Annotated in this window: 15 protein-coding genes and 1 pseudogene; 11 read left to right on the forward strand and 5 right to left on the reverse strand. The window is 65.1% G+C overall.

The window, feature by feature from the left end; genetic code table 11:
• Nucleotides 1-12 precede the first annotated feature (12 nt).
• The 3 genes from CAG29_RS07340 to CAG29_RS07350 all read left to right on the forward strand — a co-directional run bounded on the left by CAG29_RS07340 (nt 13) and on the right by CAG29_RS07350 (nt 2,970).
• Nucleotides 13-894, forward strand: coding sequence for an ABC transporter permease subunit (locus CAG29_RS07340; protein WP_170930388.1), 882 nt, complete (start codon nt 13-15; stop codon nt 892-894).
• Complete coding sequence (locus tag CAG29_RS07345) at nt 891-1,766, forward strand: ABC transporter permease subunit (protein WP_085583324.1); 876 nt, start codon at nt 891-893, stop codon at nt 1,764-1,766. The genes CAG29_RS07340 and CAG29_RS07345 overlap by 4 nt, the downstream gene beginning before the upstream one ends.
• Before the next feature lie 106 nt (nt 1,767-1,872).
• Entirely contained in the window at nt 1,873-2,970 is a 1,098-nt protein-coding gene (locus tag CAG29_RS07350) for a polyamine ABC transporter substrate-binding protein (RefSeq protein ID WP_085583322.1), read from the forward strand.
• A gap of 172 nt (nt 2,971-3,142) precedes the next feature.
• Here CAG29_RS07350 and thpR read toward each other — a convergent pair whose 3' ends face one another.
• Nucleotides 3,143-3,682, reverse strand: coding sequence for an RNA 2',3'-cyclic phosphodiesterase (gene thpR, locus CAG29_RS07355; protein WP_085694094.1), 540 nt, complete (start codon nt 3,680-3,682; stop codon nt 3,143-3,145).
• Between the two features lie 109 nt (nt 3,683-3,791).
• On the opposite strand from thpR, the gene CAG29_RS07360 reads away from it, so the two are divergent.
• On the forward strand, nt 3,792-3,986 hold the full coding sequence (locus CAG29_RS07360) for a hypothetical protein (protein ID WP_085583318.1): 195 nt from the start codon (nt 3,792-3,794) through the stop codon (nt 3,984-3,986).
• A gap of 396 nt (nt 3,987-4,382) precedes the next feature.
• Here CAG29_RS07360 and CAG29_RS07365 read toward each other — a convergent pair whose 3' ends face one another.
• Nucleotides 4,383-4,736, reverse strand: coding sequence for a DUF1428 domain-containing protein (locus tag CAG29_RS07365; protein WP_085583316.1), 354 nt, complete (start codon nt 4,734-4,736; stop codon nt 4,383-4,385).
• Nucleotides 4,737-4,738: 2 nt separating this feature from the next.
• Nucleotides 4,739-5,818, reverse strand: coding sequence for a hypothetical protein (locus CAG29_RS07370; RefSeq protein WP_085583314.1), 1,080 nt, complete (start codon nt 5,816-5,818; stop codon nt 4,739-4,741).
• 288 nt (nt 5,819-6,106) lie between these two features.
• Between CAG29_RS07370 and CAG29_RS07375 the strand changes: the two genes are divergently transcribed.
• On the forward strand, nt 6,107-6,379 hold the full coding sequence (locus CAG29_RS07375; RefSeq protein ID WP_085583312.1) for a hypothetical protein: 273 nt from the start codon (nt 6,107-6,109) through the stop codon (nt 6,377-6,379).
• Nucleotides 6,380-6,422: 43 nt separating this feature from the next.
• On the opposite strand, the gene CAG29_RS07380 is transcribed toward CAG29_RS07375, so the two are convergent.
• Both CAG29_RS07380 and CAG29_RS07385 read right to left on the reverse strand, forming a co-directional pair.
• Nucleotides 6,423-6,632: a hypothetical protein gene (locus tag CAG29_RS07380; protein ID WP_085583310.1), complete on the reverse strand. Its 210-nt coding sequence runs from the start codon at nt 6,630-6,632 to the stop codon at nt 6,423-6,425.
• 149 nt (nt 6,633-6,781) lie between these two features.
• A pseudogene (locus CAG29_RS07385) lies at nt 6,782-7,612 on the reverse strand (aldo/keto reductase); the annotation flags it as partial.
• An 85-nt stretch (nt 7,613-7,697) separates the two neighbouring features.
• Here CAG29_RS07385 and CAG29_RS07390 point away from each other — a divergent pair.
• The 6 genes from CAG29_RS07390 to CAG29_RS07415 all read left to right on the forward strand — a co-directional run bounded on the left by CAG29_RS07390 (nt 7,698) and on the right by CAG29_RS07415 (nt 14,146).
• Nucleotides 7,698-8,468, forward strand: coding sequence for an alpha/beta hydrolase (locus CAG29_RS07390; RefSeq protein WP_085694096.1), 771 nt, complete (start codon nt 7,698-7,700; stop codon nt 8,466-8,468).
• 338 nt (nt 8,469-8,806) lie between these two features.
• Nucleotides 8,807-9,673: a CAP domain-containing protein gene (locus CAG29_RS07395; RefSeq protein WP_085583304.1), complete on the forward strand. Its 867-nt coding sequence runs from the start codon at nt 8,807-8,809 to the stop codon at nt 9,671-9,673.
• A gap of 119 nt (nt 9,674-9,792) precedes the next feature.
• Nucleotides 9,793-11,904 carry a type VI secretion system tip protein VgrG gene (locus CAG29_RS07400; protein ID WP_085694098.1) on the forward strand — a complete coding sequence of 704 codons (2,112 nt, stop codon included), beginning with the start codon at nt 9,793-9,795 and terminating at the stop codon, nt 11,902-11,904.
• Nucleotides 11,901-12,482 (forward strand): DUF4123 domain-containing protein, encoded by a 582-nt coding sequence (locus CAG29_RS07405; RefSeq protein WP_085632703.1) that lies wholly within the window; start codon nt 11,901-11,903, stop codon nt 12,480-12,482. Before CAG29_RS07400 ends, CAG29_RS07405 begins: the two co-directional genes overlap by 4 nt.
• Nucleotides 12,483-12,679: 197 nt before the next feature.
• A complete protein-coding gene (locus CAG29_RS07410) occupies nt 12,680-13,156 on the forward strand; it encodes a hemerythrin domain-containing protein (RefSeq protein WP_085582574.1) in 477 nt (158 codons plus the stop codon).
• A 60-nt stretch (nt 13,157-13,216) separates the two neighbouring features.
• A complete protein-coding gene (locus CAG29_RS07415; protein ID WP_085582572.1) occupies nt 13,217-14,146 on the forward strand; it encodes a DUF72 domain-containing protein in 930 nt (309 codons plus the stop codon).
• Nucleotides 14,147-14,232 lie beyond the last annotated feature (86 nt).

Below are 14,232 nucleotides of genomic sequence, written 5' to 3' on the forward strand. Positions count from 1 at the left end.
CTCATGCGGTGGGTGCCCAGCGGACGCAAGTTCGTCATCGGGACTCCTTTCATCTGGCTGTTCCTGTTTTTCATGCTGCCGTTCTTCCTGGTGATGAAGATCAGCTTCTCGGAAGCGGCCCTGTCGATTCCGCCCTACTCGGAGATCTACACCTACGCCGAGCAGAAATTCCAGCTGCTTCTCAACATCGGCAACTACAGCATGCTCGGCGAAGACGAGCTGTACCTGTCGGCCTACCTCGGTTCGCTGAAGGTCGCGCTGCTCAGCACGCTGATGTGCCTGGTGATCGGTTTTCCGATGGCCTACGCGATCACCAAGGCCAGCAAGGAAGCGCAGAACGTCCTGCTGCTGTTGATCATGATGCCGACCTGGACCGCGATCCTGATCCGCGTGTACGCGTGGATGGGCATCCTCAGCAACAACGGCCTGCTCAATGCGTTCCTGATGTGGACGGGGCTGACCGATCACCCGATCGAGATCCTCAACACCAACACGGCGGTCTATATCGGTGTCGTGTATGCGTACCTGCCGTTCATGGTGCTGCCGCTCTACGCCAACCTGGTCAAGCACGACGCCAGCCTGCTTGAGGCCGCGCAGGACCTGGGTTCGAGCAACTTCAACAACTTCTGGAAAATCACCGTGCCGCTGGCCAAGAACGGCATCATCGCCGGCTGCATGCTGGTGTTCATCCCGGTGGTGGGCGAGTTCGTCATTCCGGAACTGCTGGGCGGCCCGGAAACCCTGATGATCGGCCGCGTGCTGTGGCAGGAGTTCTTCAATAACCGCGACTGGCCGGTGGCGTCCGCCCTGGCGGTGGTGATGCTGCTGATCCTGATTGTGCCGATCCTGCTGTTCAACCGCAGCCAGGCCAAAGAGATGGAGGGACGGGGATGAAACGTTTCGGATTTTCCAAGTTCATGCTGATCTTCGGCCTGACGTTCATTTACCTGCCGATGCTGATCCTGGTGATCTACTCGTTCAACGCCTCTAAGCTGGTGACGGTGTGGGGCGGCTGGTCGGTGAAGTGGTACGCCGGCCTGCTCGACAACACCCAGCTGATGGGCTCGGTGGTGCGCTCGCTGGAGATCGCCTGCTACACCGCGATCGCCGCCGTGGCGCTGGGTACGCTGGCGGCGTTCGTGCTGACCCGCGTCACCCGCTTCAAGGGCCGCACGCTGTTCGGCGGCCTGGTCACCGCGCCGCTGGTGATGCCTGAGGTGATCACCGGCCTGTCGCTGCTGTTGCTGTTCGTGGCCATGGCACAATTGATCGGCTGGCCCCAGGAGCGCGGCATCGTCACCATCTGGATCGCCCACACCACGTTCTGCGCGGCCTACGTGGCGGTGGTGGTGTCGGCGCGCCTGCGCGAGCTGGACCTGTCGATCGAGGAAGCCGCGATGGACCTGGGCGCCAAGCCGTTCAAGGTGTTCTTCCTGATCACCATCCCGATGATCGCGCCGTCGCTGGCCGCGGGCGGCATGATGTCGTTCGCCCTGTCGCTGGACGACCTGGTGCTGGCCAGCTTCGTGTCCGGCCCCGGCTCGACCACGCTGCCGATGGAAGTGTTCTCGGCGGTGCGCCTGGGCGTGAAGCCTGAGATCAACGCCGTGGCCAGCCTGATCCTGCTGGCGGTGTCGCTGGTGACGTTCCTGGTCTGGTACTTCGGCCGCAAGGCGGAAGCCAACCGCAAGCGCGCGATCCAGGAAGCCATGGACCAGACGGCCAACGAGTCCTGGCAACAGCCGCAGCGCGCGGCGACGGCCTGACGACTGCGGGAGCCTGACTGTCATGACTGTGGCGAGGGGGCTTGCTCCCTCGCCACAGGGTTTTATCCGCAATGTGTTTTTGAACAAGAAAAATGGAGTTTCACCGATGAAAATGTTTGGCAGGACTCTGCTGACACTGTCCTTATTGGGCGCAATCGCCACGGGCGCCCAGGCCAACGACAAGGTGCTGCGCGTCTACAACTGGTCCGACTACATCGCCCCCGACACCGTCAAGAAGTTCGAGGACGAGACCGGCATCCAGGTGACCTACGACGTGTTCGACAGCAACGAGACCCTGGAGGCGCGTCTGCTGGCGGGCAAGTCCGGCTACGACATCGTCGTGCCGTCCAACAGCTTTCTGGCCAAGCAGGTGAAGGCCGGGGTCTACCAGACCCTGGACAAATCCAAGCTGCCGAACTGGAAGAACCTCAACCCGGTGCTGCTCAAGAACGCCGCCGCCAGCGATCCGGACAACGCCCATGCCTTCCCGTACATGTGGGGCTCGATCGGCATCGGCTTCAACCCGGACAAGGTGCGCGAAGTGCTCGGCAAGAACGCGCCGGTCAATTCCTGGGATCTGCTGTTCAAGCCAGAGAACGCCGAGAAGCTCAAGGCCTGCGGAATCAGCTTCCTCGACTCGCCGACCGAGATGCTCCCGGCCGCCCTGCACTACCTGGGCTACCCGGTGAACGACAAGGACGCCCGGCACATCGCCGAGGCCGAAGCGCTGTTCATGAAGATCCGTCCGTCGGTGGCGTATTTCCATTCGTCCAAGTACATCTCGGATCTGGCCAACGGCAACATCTGCGTGGCCGTCGGCTACTCCGGCGACGTGCTGCAGGCCAAGGCCCGCGCCGAAGAGGCCGGCAACAAGGTGACGATCGACTACAGCATCCCCAAGGAAGGCGCCGGCAGCTTCTACGACATGGTCGCCATCCCCCGCGATGCGGCCAACGTCGAGAACGCCTACCTGTTCATGAACTTCCTGATGCGCCCGGACATCATCGCCGAAATCACCAACAGCATCGGCTACAGCAACGCCAACCAGGCCGCCACGCCGCTGGTGGACGAAGCGATCCGCAACGATCCGGGCTCGTATCCGCCGCAGGAAGTGATGGCCACGCTGTACGCGGTGCCGGATCAGCCGATCGCCACGCAACGGATCATGACCCGGGGCTGGACGCGGGTGAAGCTCGGCAAGTGAACCTGCGGGAGCGAGCAGGCTCGCTCCCGCAAGGGATGCAGCAAGATTCAAGACAACGGTTTCCCGTTCATGCAGCGCCTTACCACCGCTGCACCCTCTCTCTGAACGGCCTCACCTGGCACTCCTCGGTTCAGGTGAATTCAGGCGCCCTCGGGCGCCTTTTTTTGTCGGTTCAGGCCAGCGGCCATTCGGCCAGGGCGCGGTAACGGCCCTTGTGGGATTCGAACAAGGCGAAGCGCTCGGCCCGCAGGAAGAATTCCGGCGGCGTGGCGGATTCCGGGACGGGTTCGCGAAAGTCGCGCATCAGGGTCAGGTGCGGCCGAAATACCCGGGGCGGCTCTTCGAAACCGAACGGCAGCATCGCCTGCTCCAGCGCGTACACCAGCCGCAGCAGCGCCGGCGGTGCCTGTTCCGGCGCCAGCGACAACACACCGGCCTTGCGCCACACCTGCAAGCGATCCAGCGAAATCCTCAGCGCCGCCCCCGGCGTGCTCACCTTGGCGGCCGCTTCGCACACCTGCGCAATCTGCGCCAACGGCACCGCGCCGAGAAACAGCAGCGTCAGGTGAAAGTTGTCCGCCGGCACCGGTTTGCCGACCCTCAGGTTCAAGGCGCTGCGCCATTGGGCAATGGCCTTGCGCTGCGCCGGCGGGCAGTCCAGGGCAAAGAACAGCCGCTTGAACGGTTGATCCCCAGGTAAATCGTCCTTCATGGCCCTTCCCCTTCGCGGGTCGTGATCCTGTGGATTCTACACGGCCGTTTTCTGGCGGCCCGCGACATGAAGGTTATAGTTCAGGGATGGCCATCGACCGGAGACCGCCATGCGCGAGATCCTCAGCAAAGAACCCTGGTGGGCCCGACCGCCGAATCCCGGGCAGGACGAAACCGAACTGGAATGGGGCTGGCTGGTGCACTACAGCGAAGGCGAGCCGCGCTTCGAATTCATCCACGAGCGGCCGACGGACGAACAGATCCGCTTGCGCAAGAGCTGCCGGATCACACCGTCGGCAGAGTAGGCCTGAGCCATTGCCCGCCGCAAATCCTGTGGGCGCTTGCCTGCAAGCGATACGGCCAGCACTGCTGGCATCTCCGGTGCCTGATCCACCGCCATCGCCAGCAGGCTGGCTCCCACAGAGGATTGCGGGTATCCGCAGTATCTTTGTTCACCACAAAAACCTGTGGGAGCTGGCTTGCCAGCGATGAGGCCAGCACTGCCGACATGTGTGGAGCCTGACCCGCCGCCATCGCCAGCAGGCTGGCTCCCACAAGAGATCCCGGCACACCGCAAAACCTGTGGGCGCCGCGGTGCGACGATTCGACTTGCCAGCGATGAGGTCGGCACTGCCAACATCTGTGGAGACTGATCCACCGCCGTCGCAGGCAAGCCAGCTTCCACGGAGATGCGGTGGGCTTCAGGATTCGACGAGGTGCCTGAAGCCGCCGAAGATCATGCGCTGGCCGTCGAACCCCATCGGGTTGGCGTCCGGCTGCATGCGCGGGTCGTCCATCATTTTGGCCATGCCGGCGTCGCGGGTCGCCTTGTCCGGCCAGATCAGCCAGCCTGCGGACACGGTTTCGCCTTCCTTGAGCTTCACCGCCATCGGGAACGACGTGACCTTGCCGTCCGGTACGTCATCGCCCCAGCACTGCACAACGTCCCGGGCGCCGTATTCCTTGAACAGTTTCGCGGCGACCGCACAGTGCTTTTCATATTGCCCGCGGTTGGCGTTCGGCACGGGCGCCACAAAGATATCGATGTAAGCCATGGTCATTCTCCTTGAGGATCGGGTTGGATCTGCTGACTGGTCGATTCCGGCGGCCGCCATTCGACACGCTGGAGGCCCTGCCCGACCGACGGCTCTTCGCGGCCGCCCAGGCTGCCCTCGACCTGCCCCGCGATGTGCAGCGTGCCGGCCATGACGCCGGTCGTCGGGTTCTGCACCAGTTTCAGCCAGGCCTTGTCGAACGTGTTGCCCAGGCTGCTGCGGATCAGCGCTTCGCTGTCCGGCCGGTCGTTGGCCTGGATGATCGCGCGGATGCCCGCCACGCCCACGGAGATCAGCGCCCCGGCGAGTTTCCCCGCCGCGGCCGCCACCGCGCCGGCGGCGCCGCGCGGGGCCATTTCCGCTTCCATGCGCTGGCTGGCGCGCCGGGCCACCGGGGCCATGCCGGCATCGGTCGAGGCGATGCCCTTGGCGCCGCCGTCGGTGTGGATCTTGTCGATCAGCGCGGCGTAGGCCGGCAAGGTGTTCAACGGTTCGGTGCTGATGACCTGGTACAGCGACGCATCCCGGGCCGGCGGCGGCCCGAGGGCGATGGCGGGAATCTTCTGCAGGCGCCCGTTGAGTTGGGCGACGGGCACGCCGTGACGCTGGGCGATGAGCGGCATCTGCTTCGCCATCTGCTGCGCATAGAACGCCGTGGACTGACCGAGGATCGCGTCCGGGTCGATCTCCACGGCCACCGGCGCCAGTACCCTTTCCTGATACTGATCAAGCAGATACGCCGCCAGGCGCTTGGCCGACGCGTCCTGTTCGCCGCCGGCGCTGATCGTGTACCAGCTGACTTTCATCGACAGCCATTCCTGGGTCCAGTAGCTACTGAACCACGGAATGAAATTTTCTTCAGTTTGCTGATAGACCCGAGTGCGCCAATGTTCCATCGAACCCCGGGCGAACAGCTTGACCTGCTCGGTGGCCTGCTGCGACGCGCTGAGGATTTCCCGGTCGATCTGTTGCCAGGTGGCGGGCGAGACCACCACCGCCGGCGCGCTGACCGGGGCCCGCGCCGACGTGGCGCAGCCGGCCAGCAGAAACAGTGCGGCGACGGCCAGCGCGCGCAGGTTCACGGTGGTGTCCTTCAGGGAGCCGGGGCGGTATGCGTTTGAGTATAGGTGGGCCGGTCAGCGGTGAGGGGGATGTGCAGGCCCTGTCGCGAGCAGGCTCGCTCCCACAGGAGATTGCCGTGCTGCTCAAACGGTGAAGGCCAGCCTGCTGGCGATCGAAGGGCCGACAGGCTCACCGCCACACCCGAACCATCATTGCCGTCGATGTTCACCATTACGACGATTGCCTTCCGCGCAAGGGTCGCCTGGCGCAGGATTCACCCAACCGCAACACATCGAGGAGTCAACACCATGAGCCACCCCGTCACCCTCGCCGTGAGCTTCCCGGTGTTCGGCAGCAACTACTATGACCAGCACGCGGTGTCGCGCAAGGCACAGGCACTGGTGTTCAACGAAGATTTCGAAGATCTGCTGATGCCCGCCGCCAGTCATCATTTCAGCAACGGCGTGGTGGGCCTCAACGATCAGTTCCGTTTTCTGAGCGACATTCTCGCCACCCATCTGCTGGATCTCGAGGCCTCGGTGCCTGCGCGTTCCCGCGTCCGGGCGAGCGCTCACTTTTAATGCCAAGGGCGCTCCCGGCCGGGAGCGCCCTCTTTGCGTTCACTCAATCGTCGTTGTCGTCGCGGTCGCGGTGATGACGACGCCACTCGCGCCGGTCGTCGCGGTCATCCCAGCGCCGGTCGTGGTCGTAGTAGCGGCCACGGTCGCGGTCGTAATACCCGCCATGGCGGTAGTCATCATCAAAATCCGCGACACAGCCGCCCAGCAGGACGGCGGCGGAAACGGTCAGCAGCAAGGTTGTTGCAGGCTTCATTCAGGGCTTCCCAAAACCAGGGTCAAGACGACGGAAACGGCCGGCGCTGCCCTCGCCTCTTGGCCCGGTGCGCGCCGCCGCAGATACGACCGGGCAAACCGCCGATGATTCAGCGGGTGCCCGCCACCGTCTGTCGTCTCGTGCCGTTCTCAGCCCACCAGCGCGATCAATTGCTGACGCTGCGCGTCGGTCAGCGTCAACCCGAACCCGGCGCCGGCGTTGTCGGCCATGCTGCGCGGGTTGCCGGTGCCGGGAATCACGCAGGTGACCGCCGGGTGGGCCAGCAGAAACTTGAGCAGCAGCTGCGGCCAACTCGTGACCTGCACCTGCGAAGCCCACCCCGGCAGCGGTCGGCCCCGCAGCCGCTCCAGCAGCGCGCCGCCGCCGAACGGCCGGTTGCAGATCACCGCCACCCCGCGCTCGCGGCACAACGGCAGGATGCGTTTTTCCACGGCGCGGTCGTCGAGGGCGTAGTTGATCTGCAGGAAGTCCACCTGTTCGGCCCGCAACACCGCTTCGACCTCGTCATGGGCCGACGGCGCGTAATGGGTGATGCCGATGTAGCGGATGCGCCCCCGGGCCTTCCAGTCGCGCAAGGTCGGCAGGTGGGTCTGCCAGTCCAGCAGGTTGTGGATCTGCATCAGGTCGACGCAGTCGGTGCGCAGCAGACGCAAGGAGCGCTCCATCTGCGCGATGCCCTCTTCTCGGCCGCGAGTCCAGACCTTGGTGGCCAGAAAGGCCGGCGAGCGCGGTTCGTGGATCGACAGCAGCCCGCCGACGGTCTCTTCGGCGCGGCCGTACATGGGCGAGCTGTCGATGACCGTCCCGCCCTTGCTGAACAGCTCGCCGAGCACCGCCGGCAAGGGCCGGTGCAGCGGATCGCCCGGCGCAGCGTCGAAGGCGCGGTAGGTACCCAGCCCTACCGTCGGCAGCGCTTCGCAGGTCGAGGGGATGGCGCGGGTCTGCATGGTCTGGCCTCCTGCGGCACTGAGCGAGGCGCTGGGGCGAGGGTTCGCTGGGCTACACTGCGACAACCCGCCTGCGCGCCCCGTTAAAGTTAGCCGAATGTCACGAACCCTGATGTCACTCGTCGCCTTGGCCGTCGCCGCGTACCTGATCCTGTGCGCGGCGCTGTTCGTGTTCCAGCGCGCGCTGATCTATTTCCCCCAGCCTGCGGCGGTGGATTCGCCGGATACGCGGCTGACGCTGTCCACGCCGGACGCCGACATCCGTGTGAGCGTCCGGGAACACCCCGGCCCCAAGGCGCTGATCTACTTCGGCGGTAATGCCGAGGACGTTTCGCTCAGCCTGTCGGCGCTTGCCCGGGCCTTTCCCGGTCAGGCCGTGTATCTGCTGCACTACCGGGGTTTTGGCGGCAGCGGCGGTTCCCCGTCCGAAGAAGCCATTGCCCGGGATGCCCTGGCGCTGTTCGACCGGGTGTACGCCAGCCATCCCCAGATCGCGCTGATCGGGCGCAGCCTCGGTTCCGGCGTCGCCGTCCGGCTGGCCAGCCAGCGGCCCGTGCAGCGTTTGATCCTGGTCACGCCCTACAACAACCTTGAGGAACTCGCCGCCCGCCAGTACCCGTGGGCGCCGGTCAAGTGGCTGCTCAAGGACCGTTTCGAGTCCGGCCGCTACGCAGCGCACATCCAGGTGCCGACGCTGCTGCTGGCTGCGAGCGACGACGAGGTGATTCCCCGCGCCAGCACCGAGCGGCTGCTGCGCAGCTTTCCCGAGGGCGTGGCGACGCTCAGGGTGATCGCGCCTGCAGGGCACAACTCGATTGCCGAGCGGCCGGAGTACCTGGAATGGATGGGCGAGGCGCTGAACCGCTGAGGGTTGCCGGGCGGTGACGGTGGCGTTGCTTCCACAGGATTCGGGGAATCGACACAGAACCTGTGGGAGCAACTGTCTTGGCTACACCCTGCGGCGCCTGAACGGTCGCCATCGCCAGCAGGCTGGCTCCCACAAGGGATCCCGGTGGCCCGCAGGATCCCAGTGCCAGAGAAAACACCGCAACGGCCTACAGGAACGCCCGTCCCAGACACTTCGTCGGCCCGCCGCGATTCTCACCGCCGCCCCGTGAACCAAGCCTCAAAAGCCCAGTCCTACCCGCGCCGCCTTTCGCGGTTCATTTCACTAAAGCGCCGTCCCCCTTAAGAGCCGCCCCTTCCATGCGCCACGCCGTTCGTCCGTCCCGCTTCGTTCCGCTGTGCCTGCTGTTCCTCTCGCCGCTGCTTGCCGCCCCCGCCCATGCCGGTGCGGAACGACAATTGGCAACCGCCATCAACGACTTGCGCGCCCACCCCCAACGATGCGACCGCCGCCCGACGCAACGCCTGGCGCCGCTGGCGCTCAAGCAGGATCTGGCCCTGCCCATCGGCTACGGTTATGGCGGCGGGTTGCGCGAGCGCCTGAAGGGTCAAGGGTACGCGGCGGTGTCGGTGCGCAGCATCCGGATCGTCGGGGCCGAAGACGCCGACGAGGCGTTCGACCAATTGCAGGACGACCACTGCGGCGCCCTGCTCGACGCCCAGTACGCCGACATCGGCATCAGCCGCGCCCGCAACGAATGGCAAGTGGTGCTGGCGCGGCCGGTGCTCGACAGCCGGGTGGGCGACAACCGCAGCGTCGGCAAGGCCCTGCTGGCCGAGGTCAACGCGGCCCGCGCCCGCCCGCGGATGTGCGGGCGCCAGCGGTTCGCCGCCGCCCGCCCCTTGAGCTGGAACCCGGCCTTAGGCGCCGCCGCCCAAGGGCACAGCAAGGCCATGGCCTACGGCAACTACTTCGCCCACCGCGACCCCGACGGCGACATGCCCTCCGACCGCGCCCGCGCCGCCGGCTACCGCGGACGGCAGATCGGCGAAAACATCGCCGCCGGCCAAGGCTCGCCGGGCAAGGCCATGGCCGGCTGGCTCGCCAGCCCCGGCCACTGCGCCAACCTGATGAACCCGATGTTCACCCAGGTCGGCGCCGGGTTCGCCAGCGATGTGCGCAGCGATCAAGGGGTGTACTGGACGATGCTGTTCGGCGCACCTTGACCGACCCTGACGCAGGCGCGCAAAGGCGTTCAATGACGCAAGCCCGTTTCATCGTTTTTTGATAGCATCCGGGCTTTCATGCACCCTCAGTGCTGCTATTCCAAGGAACGGATTCAAGCATGCTGGACGCCAACGCTACGCACATCACCCTCACCCTCGAAGGCGCCAACGCGGACTTCCAGGTGCTCAGCTTCACCGGCCGCGAAGCCCTCAACCAACCGTTCCGCTTCGATCTCGAACTGGTCAGCGCCCGCCCCGACCTCGCCCTCGAAGAGCTGCTGCACAAGCCCGGCGTCCTCACCTTCGGCGCCACCGGCGAGGGCAAGATCCACGGCCTCGTGTACCGCATCGAGCAGGGCGACTCCGGCCGCACCCTCACCCGCTACAGCCTGAGCCTGGTGCCGCAGCTGGCCTACCTGCGCCACAACCACGACCAGCAGATCTTCCAGCAGCTCACCGTGCCCAAGATCATCGCCCGGGTGCTGGAGGACCGCGGCATCCTCGCCGACGCCTACAGCTTCCAGCTCGGCGCCGAGTACCCCGAGCGCGACTACTGCGTGCAGTACGACGAGTCCGACCTGCACTTCATCCAGCGCCTGTGCGAGGAGGAAGGCATCCACTTCCATTTCCAGCACAGCGCCAGCGGCCACAAGCTGGTGTTCGGCGACGACCAGACCGTGTTCCGCAAGCTCAAGCCGGTCAGCTACCAGCAGGACTCCGGCATGGCCGCCGACAAGCCGGTCGTCAAGCGCTTCAACCTGCGCCTGGAGACCCGCACCAGCCGCGTCGCCCGCCGCGACTACGACTTCGAGAAGCCCAAGATCCTGCCCGAGGCCGCCGCCAAGTCGGCGTTCATGCCGGACCTTGAGGACTACGACTACCCCGGCCGCTTCACCGCCCGCGAGCGCGGCAAGCAGTTGGCCACCCGCGCCCTGGAACGCCACCGCAGCGACTACGCCCTGGCCGAGGGCAAGGGCGACGAGCCGACCCTGGCCTGCGGCCACTTCCTGACCCTGGCCGAGCACCCGCGCGCCGAGTGGAACGACCTCTGGCTGCTGCTGGAGGTGATCCACGAGGGCAAGCAGCCCCAGGTCCTGGGCGAGAACGTCACCAGCGACGTCACCGACGGCAAGGACGACTTCCACCAGGGCTACCGCAACACCTTCCTCGCCACCCCGTGGGACGCCCACTACCGCCCGGCCCTCGAACACCCCAAGCCCCGCGTGCTCGGCAGCCAGACCGCCGTCGTCACGGGACCCGCCGGCGAGGAGATCCACTGCGATCAGTACGGGCGGATCAAGGTGCAGTTCCACTGGGACCGCGACGGCCAGGCCGACGACAAGACCACCTGCTGGCTGCGCGTGGCCAGCGGCTGGGCCGGCGCGGCCTACGGCGGCATCGCCATCCCCCGCGTGGGCATGGAGGTGCTGGTCACTTTCCTTGAGGGCGACCCCGACCAGCCGCTGGTCACCGGCTGCCTGTACCACAAGGAAAACGTCGTCCCCTACGACCTGCCCGCGAACAAGACCCGCAGCACCTTCAAGACCCTCAGCTCCCCCGGCGGCAAGGGCTACAACGAACTGCGCATCGAGGACCGCAAGGGCGCCGAGCAGATCTACCTGCACGCCCAGCGCGACTGGGACGAGAACATCGAGCACGACCAACGGATCCGCATCGGCAACGAACGGCACGACACCGTCGAGGCCAACGCCTACAGCGAGTTCAAGGTCGAGGAGCACCGCATCACTCATCTGAATCGCATCAGTGAAATGCGCGCCGACGACCACCTCACCGTCGCAGTGACCCAACACGTGAAGGTCGGCACCGGGCAGTTCGTCGAGGCCGGCACCGAAATCCATTACTACGCCGGCCAGAAAGTCGTGGTCGAAGGCGCAATGGAACTGACGGCCAAGGCCGGCGGCAGCTTCGTGAAGGTGGATGCGGGTGGGGTGACCATCAGCGGGGCCGAGGTGAAGGCCAATACCGGCGGGGCGCCGGGGGTGGGAAGCGGGATTGCGATCCTGGCGCCCGTCATCCCGTGGGCAGCGGACCGGGATAAAAACGGGCAACTGCTGAAGCCCGCCACGGTTGCCGGGCCGCCCGAGGCGCCTTTACCTGCCCCCACGATCGCCGAACGCAAGCAGGCCCGCCTTCAACGCCAGAACAGCCAGGCCCTGACCCTCAAGCGTGCGGCCGAAAACGGCACGCCTTTCTGTGAGGTCTGCTCATGACCAACGCCCTGCCTGAGTTGGATCTGGGTCTGATGACATGGCTCATGGGCGAGTTGTGGCACGAGGGCGTTCACCCCGGCGCACCGCAGGTCTACGCCTTGCTCGACGGTGGCCGAGACGAACGGATCGAACCCATGGTCCGTTCAAGCGGGGCGGAATTCACCTGCCTGTATGCCGGCAAGCTCGAACCGGCGCTGTCCGCCGTCGCCCCCTACCTGGTTCATCTCGATCCGCACCAGCCGTTCACCGGCGCACTGCTGGATGCCGGCTGGGGAGCCAGTTGGGGCTATTTTGTCGTTGCGCCGGCGGACGTCTCCCTTCGCCAGTTACGACGTCACTTTCGAACCTTGCTCAAGGTCGAGGATTTCACAGGCAACCCGCTGGTGTTCCGCTTTTACGATCCGAGGGTGCTGCGCGCGTACTTGCCCACCTGCCTGCCGGAGGAACGTTCCGCGCTCTTCGGCCCTTGCAGGCGGTTCATCGCGGAAACCGCAACGCCCGGTTCGCTGATTGCCTATCCAGCCGTTGCCTCTGCCGATGCCGGCGGGCATGTGCGTACGCTGCCGTCGTTCAAATGAAGCGGGCGGCCGCTCAGCGTCCGTAATCTGCAATGCCCGTTCGCCGCGTTTCATGCAGGCTGCATGAAGGCCCTTTGCGACTGGAGCCTGCAACCCACTGATTCGCTTGGCGCTTTCCTCAGCGCCGGTTTGGCACGCCCTGTGCGATGAATCAGCAATCACGCCTGTGATCCATCCACCACCATAGGGTAAGCGCCATGAACGCCATCGACCTCCTTAAAGCCGACCACGAACGCGTCAAGGACATCCTCGCTCGCTTGAGCGAATCGACGGAGCGGGCCTTGAAAAAACGCACCGAACTGCTGAGCAAACTGGAGACGGAAATCTCCATCCATACGCGCCTGGAAGAGGACATCCTCTATCCGGCCTTCAAGCAGGCCGGCAGCAAAGAACAGGACGTGATGTATTTCGAAGCCAAGGAGGAACACCGCACCGTCGATAGCCTGGTGTTGCCCGACCTCAAAGCCACCGACCCAGGAACGCCCGAATTCGCCGGCCGAGTGAAGGTGGTGCGCGAGCTGCTGGAGCATCACATCGAAGAAGAGGAAAAGGAAATGTTTCCCCAGGCCAGAAAACTTCTGGGCAAAGCCGCGCTGGATGAGCTGGGCGTGGAGATGGAAACCCTGAAAGGCAAGCTCAAGAAAGAGATGGCCAACGAGCACGTTGCGGCATGAGCCTAAGTCGCGAACGCTCCGTCATCGTCAAGGACGATCCGGCAGCAAAGGGGGCTGACGATGGGCAGTGAGGTGCGCATCGGCCTATCAGGCTGGCGCTATGCCCCTTGGCGAGGCGATTTCTATCCCGAAGGCCTTATTCAAAGGAAAGAACTCGCCTACGCTTCGCGGGCCGTCAACAGCATCGAAATCAACGGCTCGTTCTATGCCCTGCAAACGCCCGAGCGGTACGCGCAATGGGCGCAGCAGACCCCCGACGGCTTCGTGTTCAGCGTCAAGGCGCCCCGCTTCATCACCCACGTCAAACGCCTGCGGGACATCGAAGAGCCTTTGGCCAACTTCTTTGCGTCAGGTGTGCTCGCGCTGCGCCGTAAGCTGGGGCCGATCCTGTGGCAGTTTCCGCCCAGCTTCAAGTTCGACGAAACCCTGTTCGACGAATTTCTCCGGCAATTGCCCCACACCAGCAACGCCGCCAAGCGCCTGGCGAAACACAGCCAGGAACGCCTGCACAAAGAAGGCTACCTGGAGAGCACCGCCGGATTGGCCATGCGCCACGCGGTGGAAATCCGCAACGACAGTTTCCTGTCCCCGGCCTTCATTGACCTGTTACGCCGGCATGGCGTTGCGCTGGTGGTGGCCGACACCGCCGGCAAGTGGCCCTGCATCGAAGACCTGACCGGCGACTTCGTCTATCTGCGACTGCATGGCGACAAGAAGCTTTACAGCAGCGGGTATTCGGAAAAGGCCCTGAAGCGCTGGAGTGAACGCATCGATCTCTGGCGTCAGGGGAAGCAGCCCGACGATGCCCGGCTGGTGCAGCACAAGGCAGGCAGGCGGCGCAGGTCGCGGGATGTCTTCTGCTATTTCGACAATGACATCAAGGTGCGGGCCCCCTATGACGCCTACCGGCTGCTGCAGATGCTCGACCTGGCCGGTCAGTTGTCCGTCACGCCCGGCAGGTTGCCGGACGACGATTCCATGCTCTCATGAGGCCAGGGCCCTGCATCGGCGCAACGCCGATCCCTTGGCATCCGTTCTTGACCGTCTACCCTCAAGACCACCGCGCAGTGGCACAA

This window comes from Pseudomonas sp. B7(2017) (assembly GCF_002112745.1).
In the GTDB taxonomy this organism is placed as follows: Bacteria; Pseudomonadota; Gammaproteobacteria; order Pseudomonadales; family Pseudomonadaceae; genus Aquipseudomonas; species Aquipseudomonas ekonensis.

Coding starts and splice junctions, on each gene's coding strand:
- CAG29_RS07375 (WP_085583312.1), top strand. CDS start 6,107: ATGAGCCACCCCGTCACCCTCGCCGTGAGCTTCCCGGTGTTCGGCAGC.
- CAG29_RS07365 (WP_085583316.1), bottom strand. CDS start 4,736: ATGGCTTACATCGATATCTTTGTGGCGCCCGTGCCGAACGCCAACCGC.
- CAG29_RS07415 (WP_085582572.1), top strand. CDS start 13,217: ATGGGCAGTGAGGTGCGCATCGGCCTATCAGGCTGGCGCTATGCCCCT.
- CAG29_RS07350 (WP_085583322.1), top strand. CDS start 1,873: ATGAAAATGTTTGGCAGGACTCTGCTGACACTGTCCTTATTGGGCGCA.
- CAG29_RS07390 (WP_085694096.1), top strand. CDS start 7,698: ATGTCACGAACCCTGATGTCACTCGTCGCCTTGGCCGTCGCCGCGTAC.
- CAG29_RS07400 (WP_085694098.1), top strand. CDS start 9,793: ATGCTGGACGCCAACGCTACGCACATCACCCTCACCCTCGAAGGCGCC.
- CAG29_RS07360 (WP_085583318.1), top strand. CDS start 3,792: ATGCGCGAGATCCTCAGCAAAGAACCCTGGTGGGCCCGACCGCCGAAT.
- CAG29_RS07410 (WP_085582574.1), top strand. CDS start 12,680: ATGAACGCCATCGACCTCCTTAAAGCCGACCACGAACGCGTCAAGGAC.
- CAG29_RS07405 (WP_085632703.1), top strand. CDS start 11,901: ATGACCAACGCCCTGCCTGAGTTGGATCTGGGTCTGATGACATGGCTC.
- thpR (WP_085694094.1), bottom strand. CDS start 3,682: ATGAAGGACGATTTACCTGGGGATCAACCGTTCAAGCGGCTGTTCTTT.
- CAG29_RS07345 (WP_085583324.1), top strand. CDS start 891: ATGAAACGTTTCGGATTTTCCAAGTTCATGCTGATCTTCGGCCTGACG.
- CAG29_RS07395 (WP_085583304.1), top strand. CDS start 8,807: ATGCGCCACGCCGTTCGTCCGTCCCGCTTCGTTCCGCTGTGCCTGCTG.
- CAG29_RS07380 (WP_085583310.1), bottom strand. CDS start 6,632: ATGAAGCCTGCAACAACCTTGCTGCTGACCGTTTCCGCCGCCGTCCTG.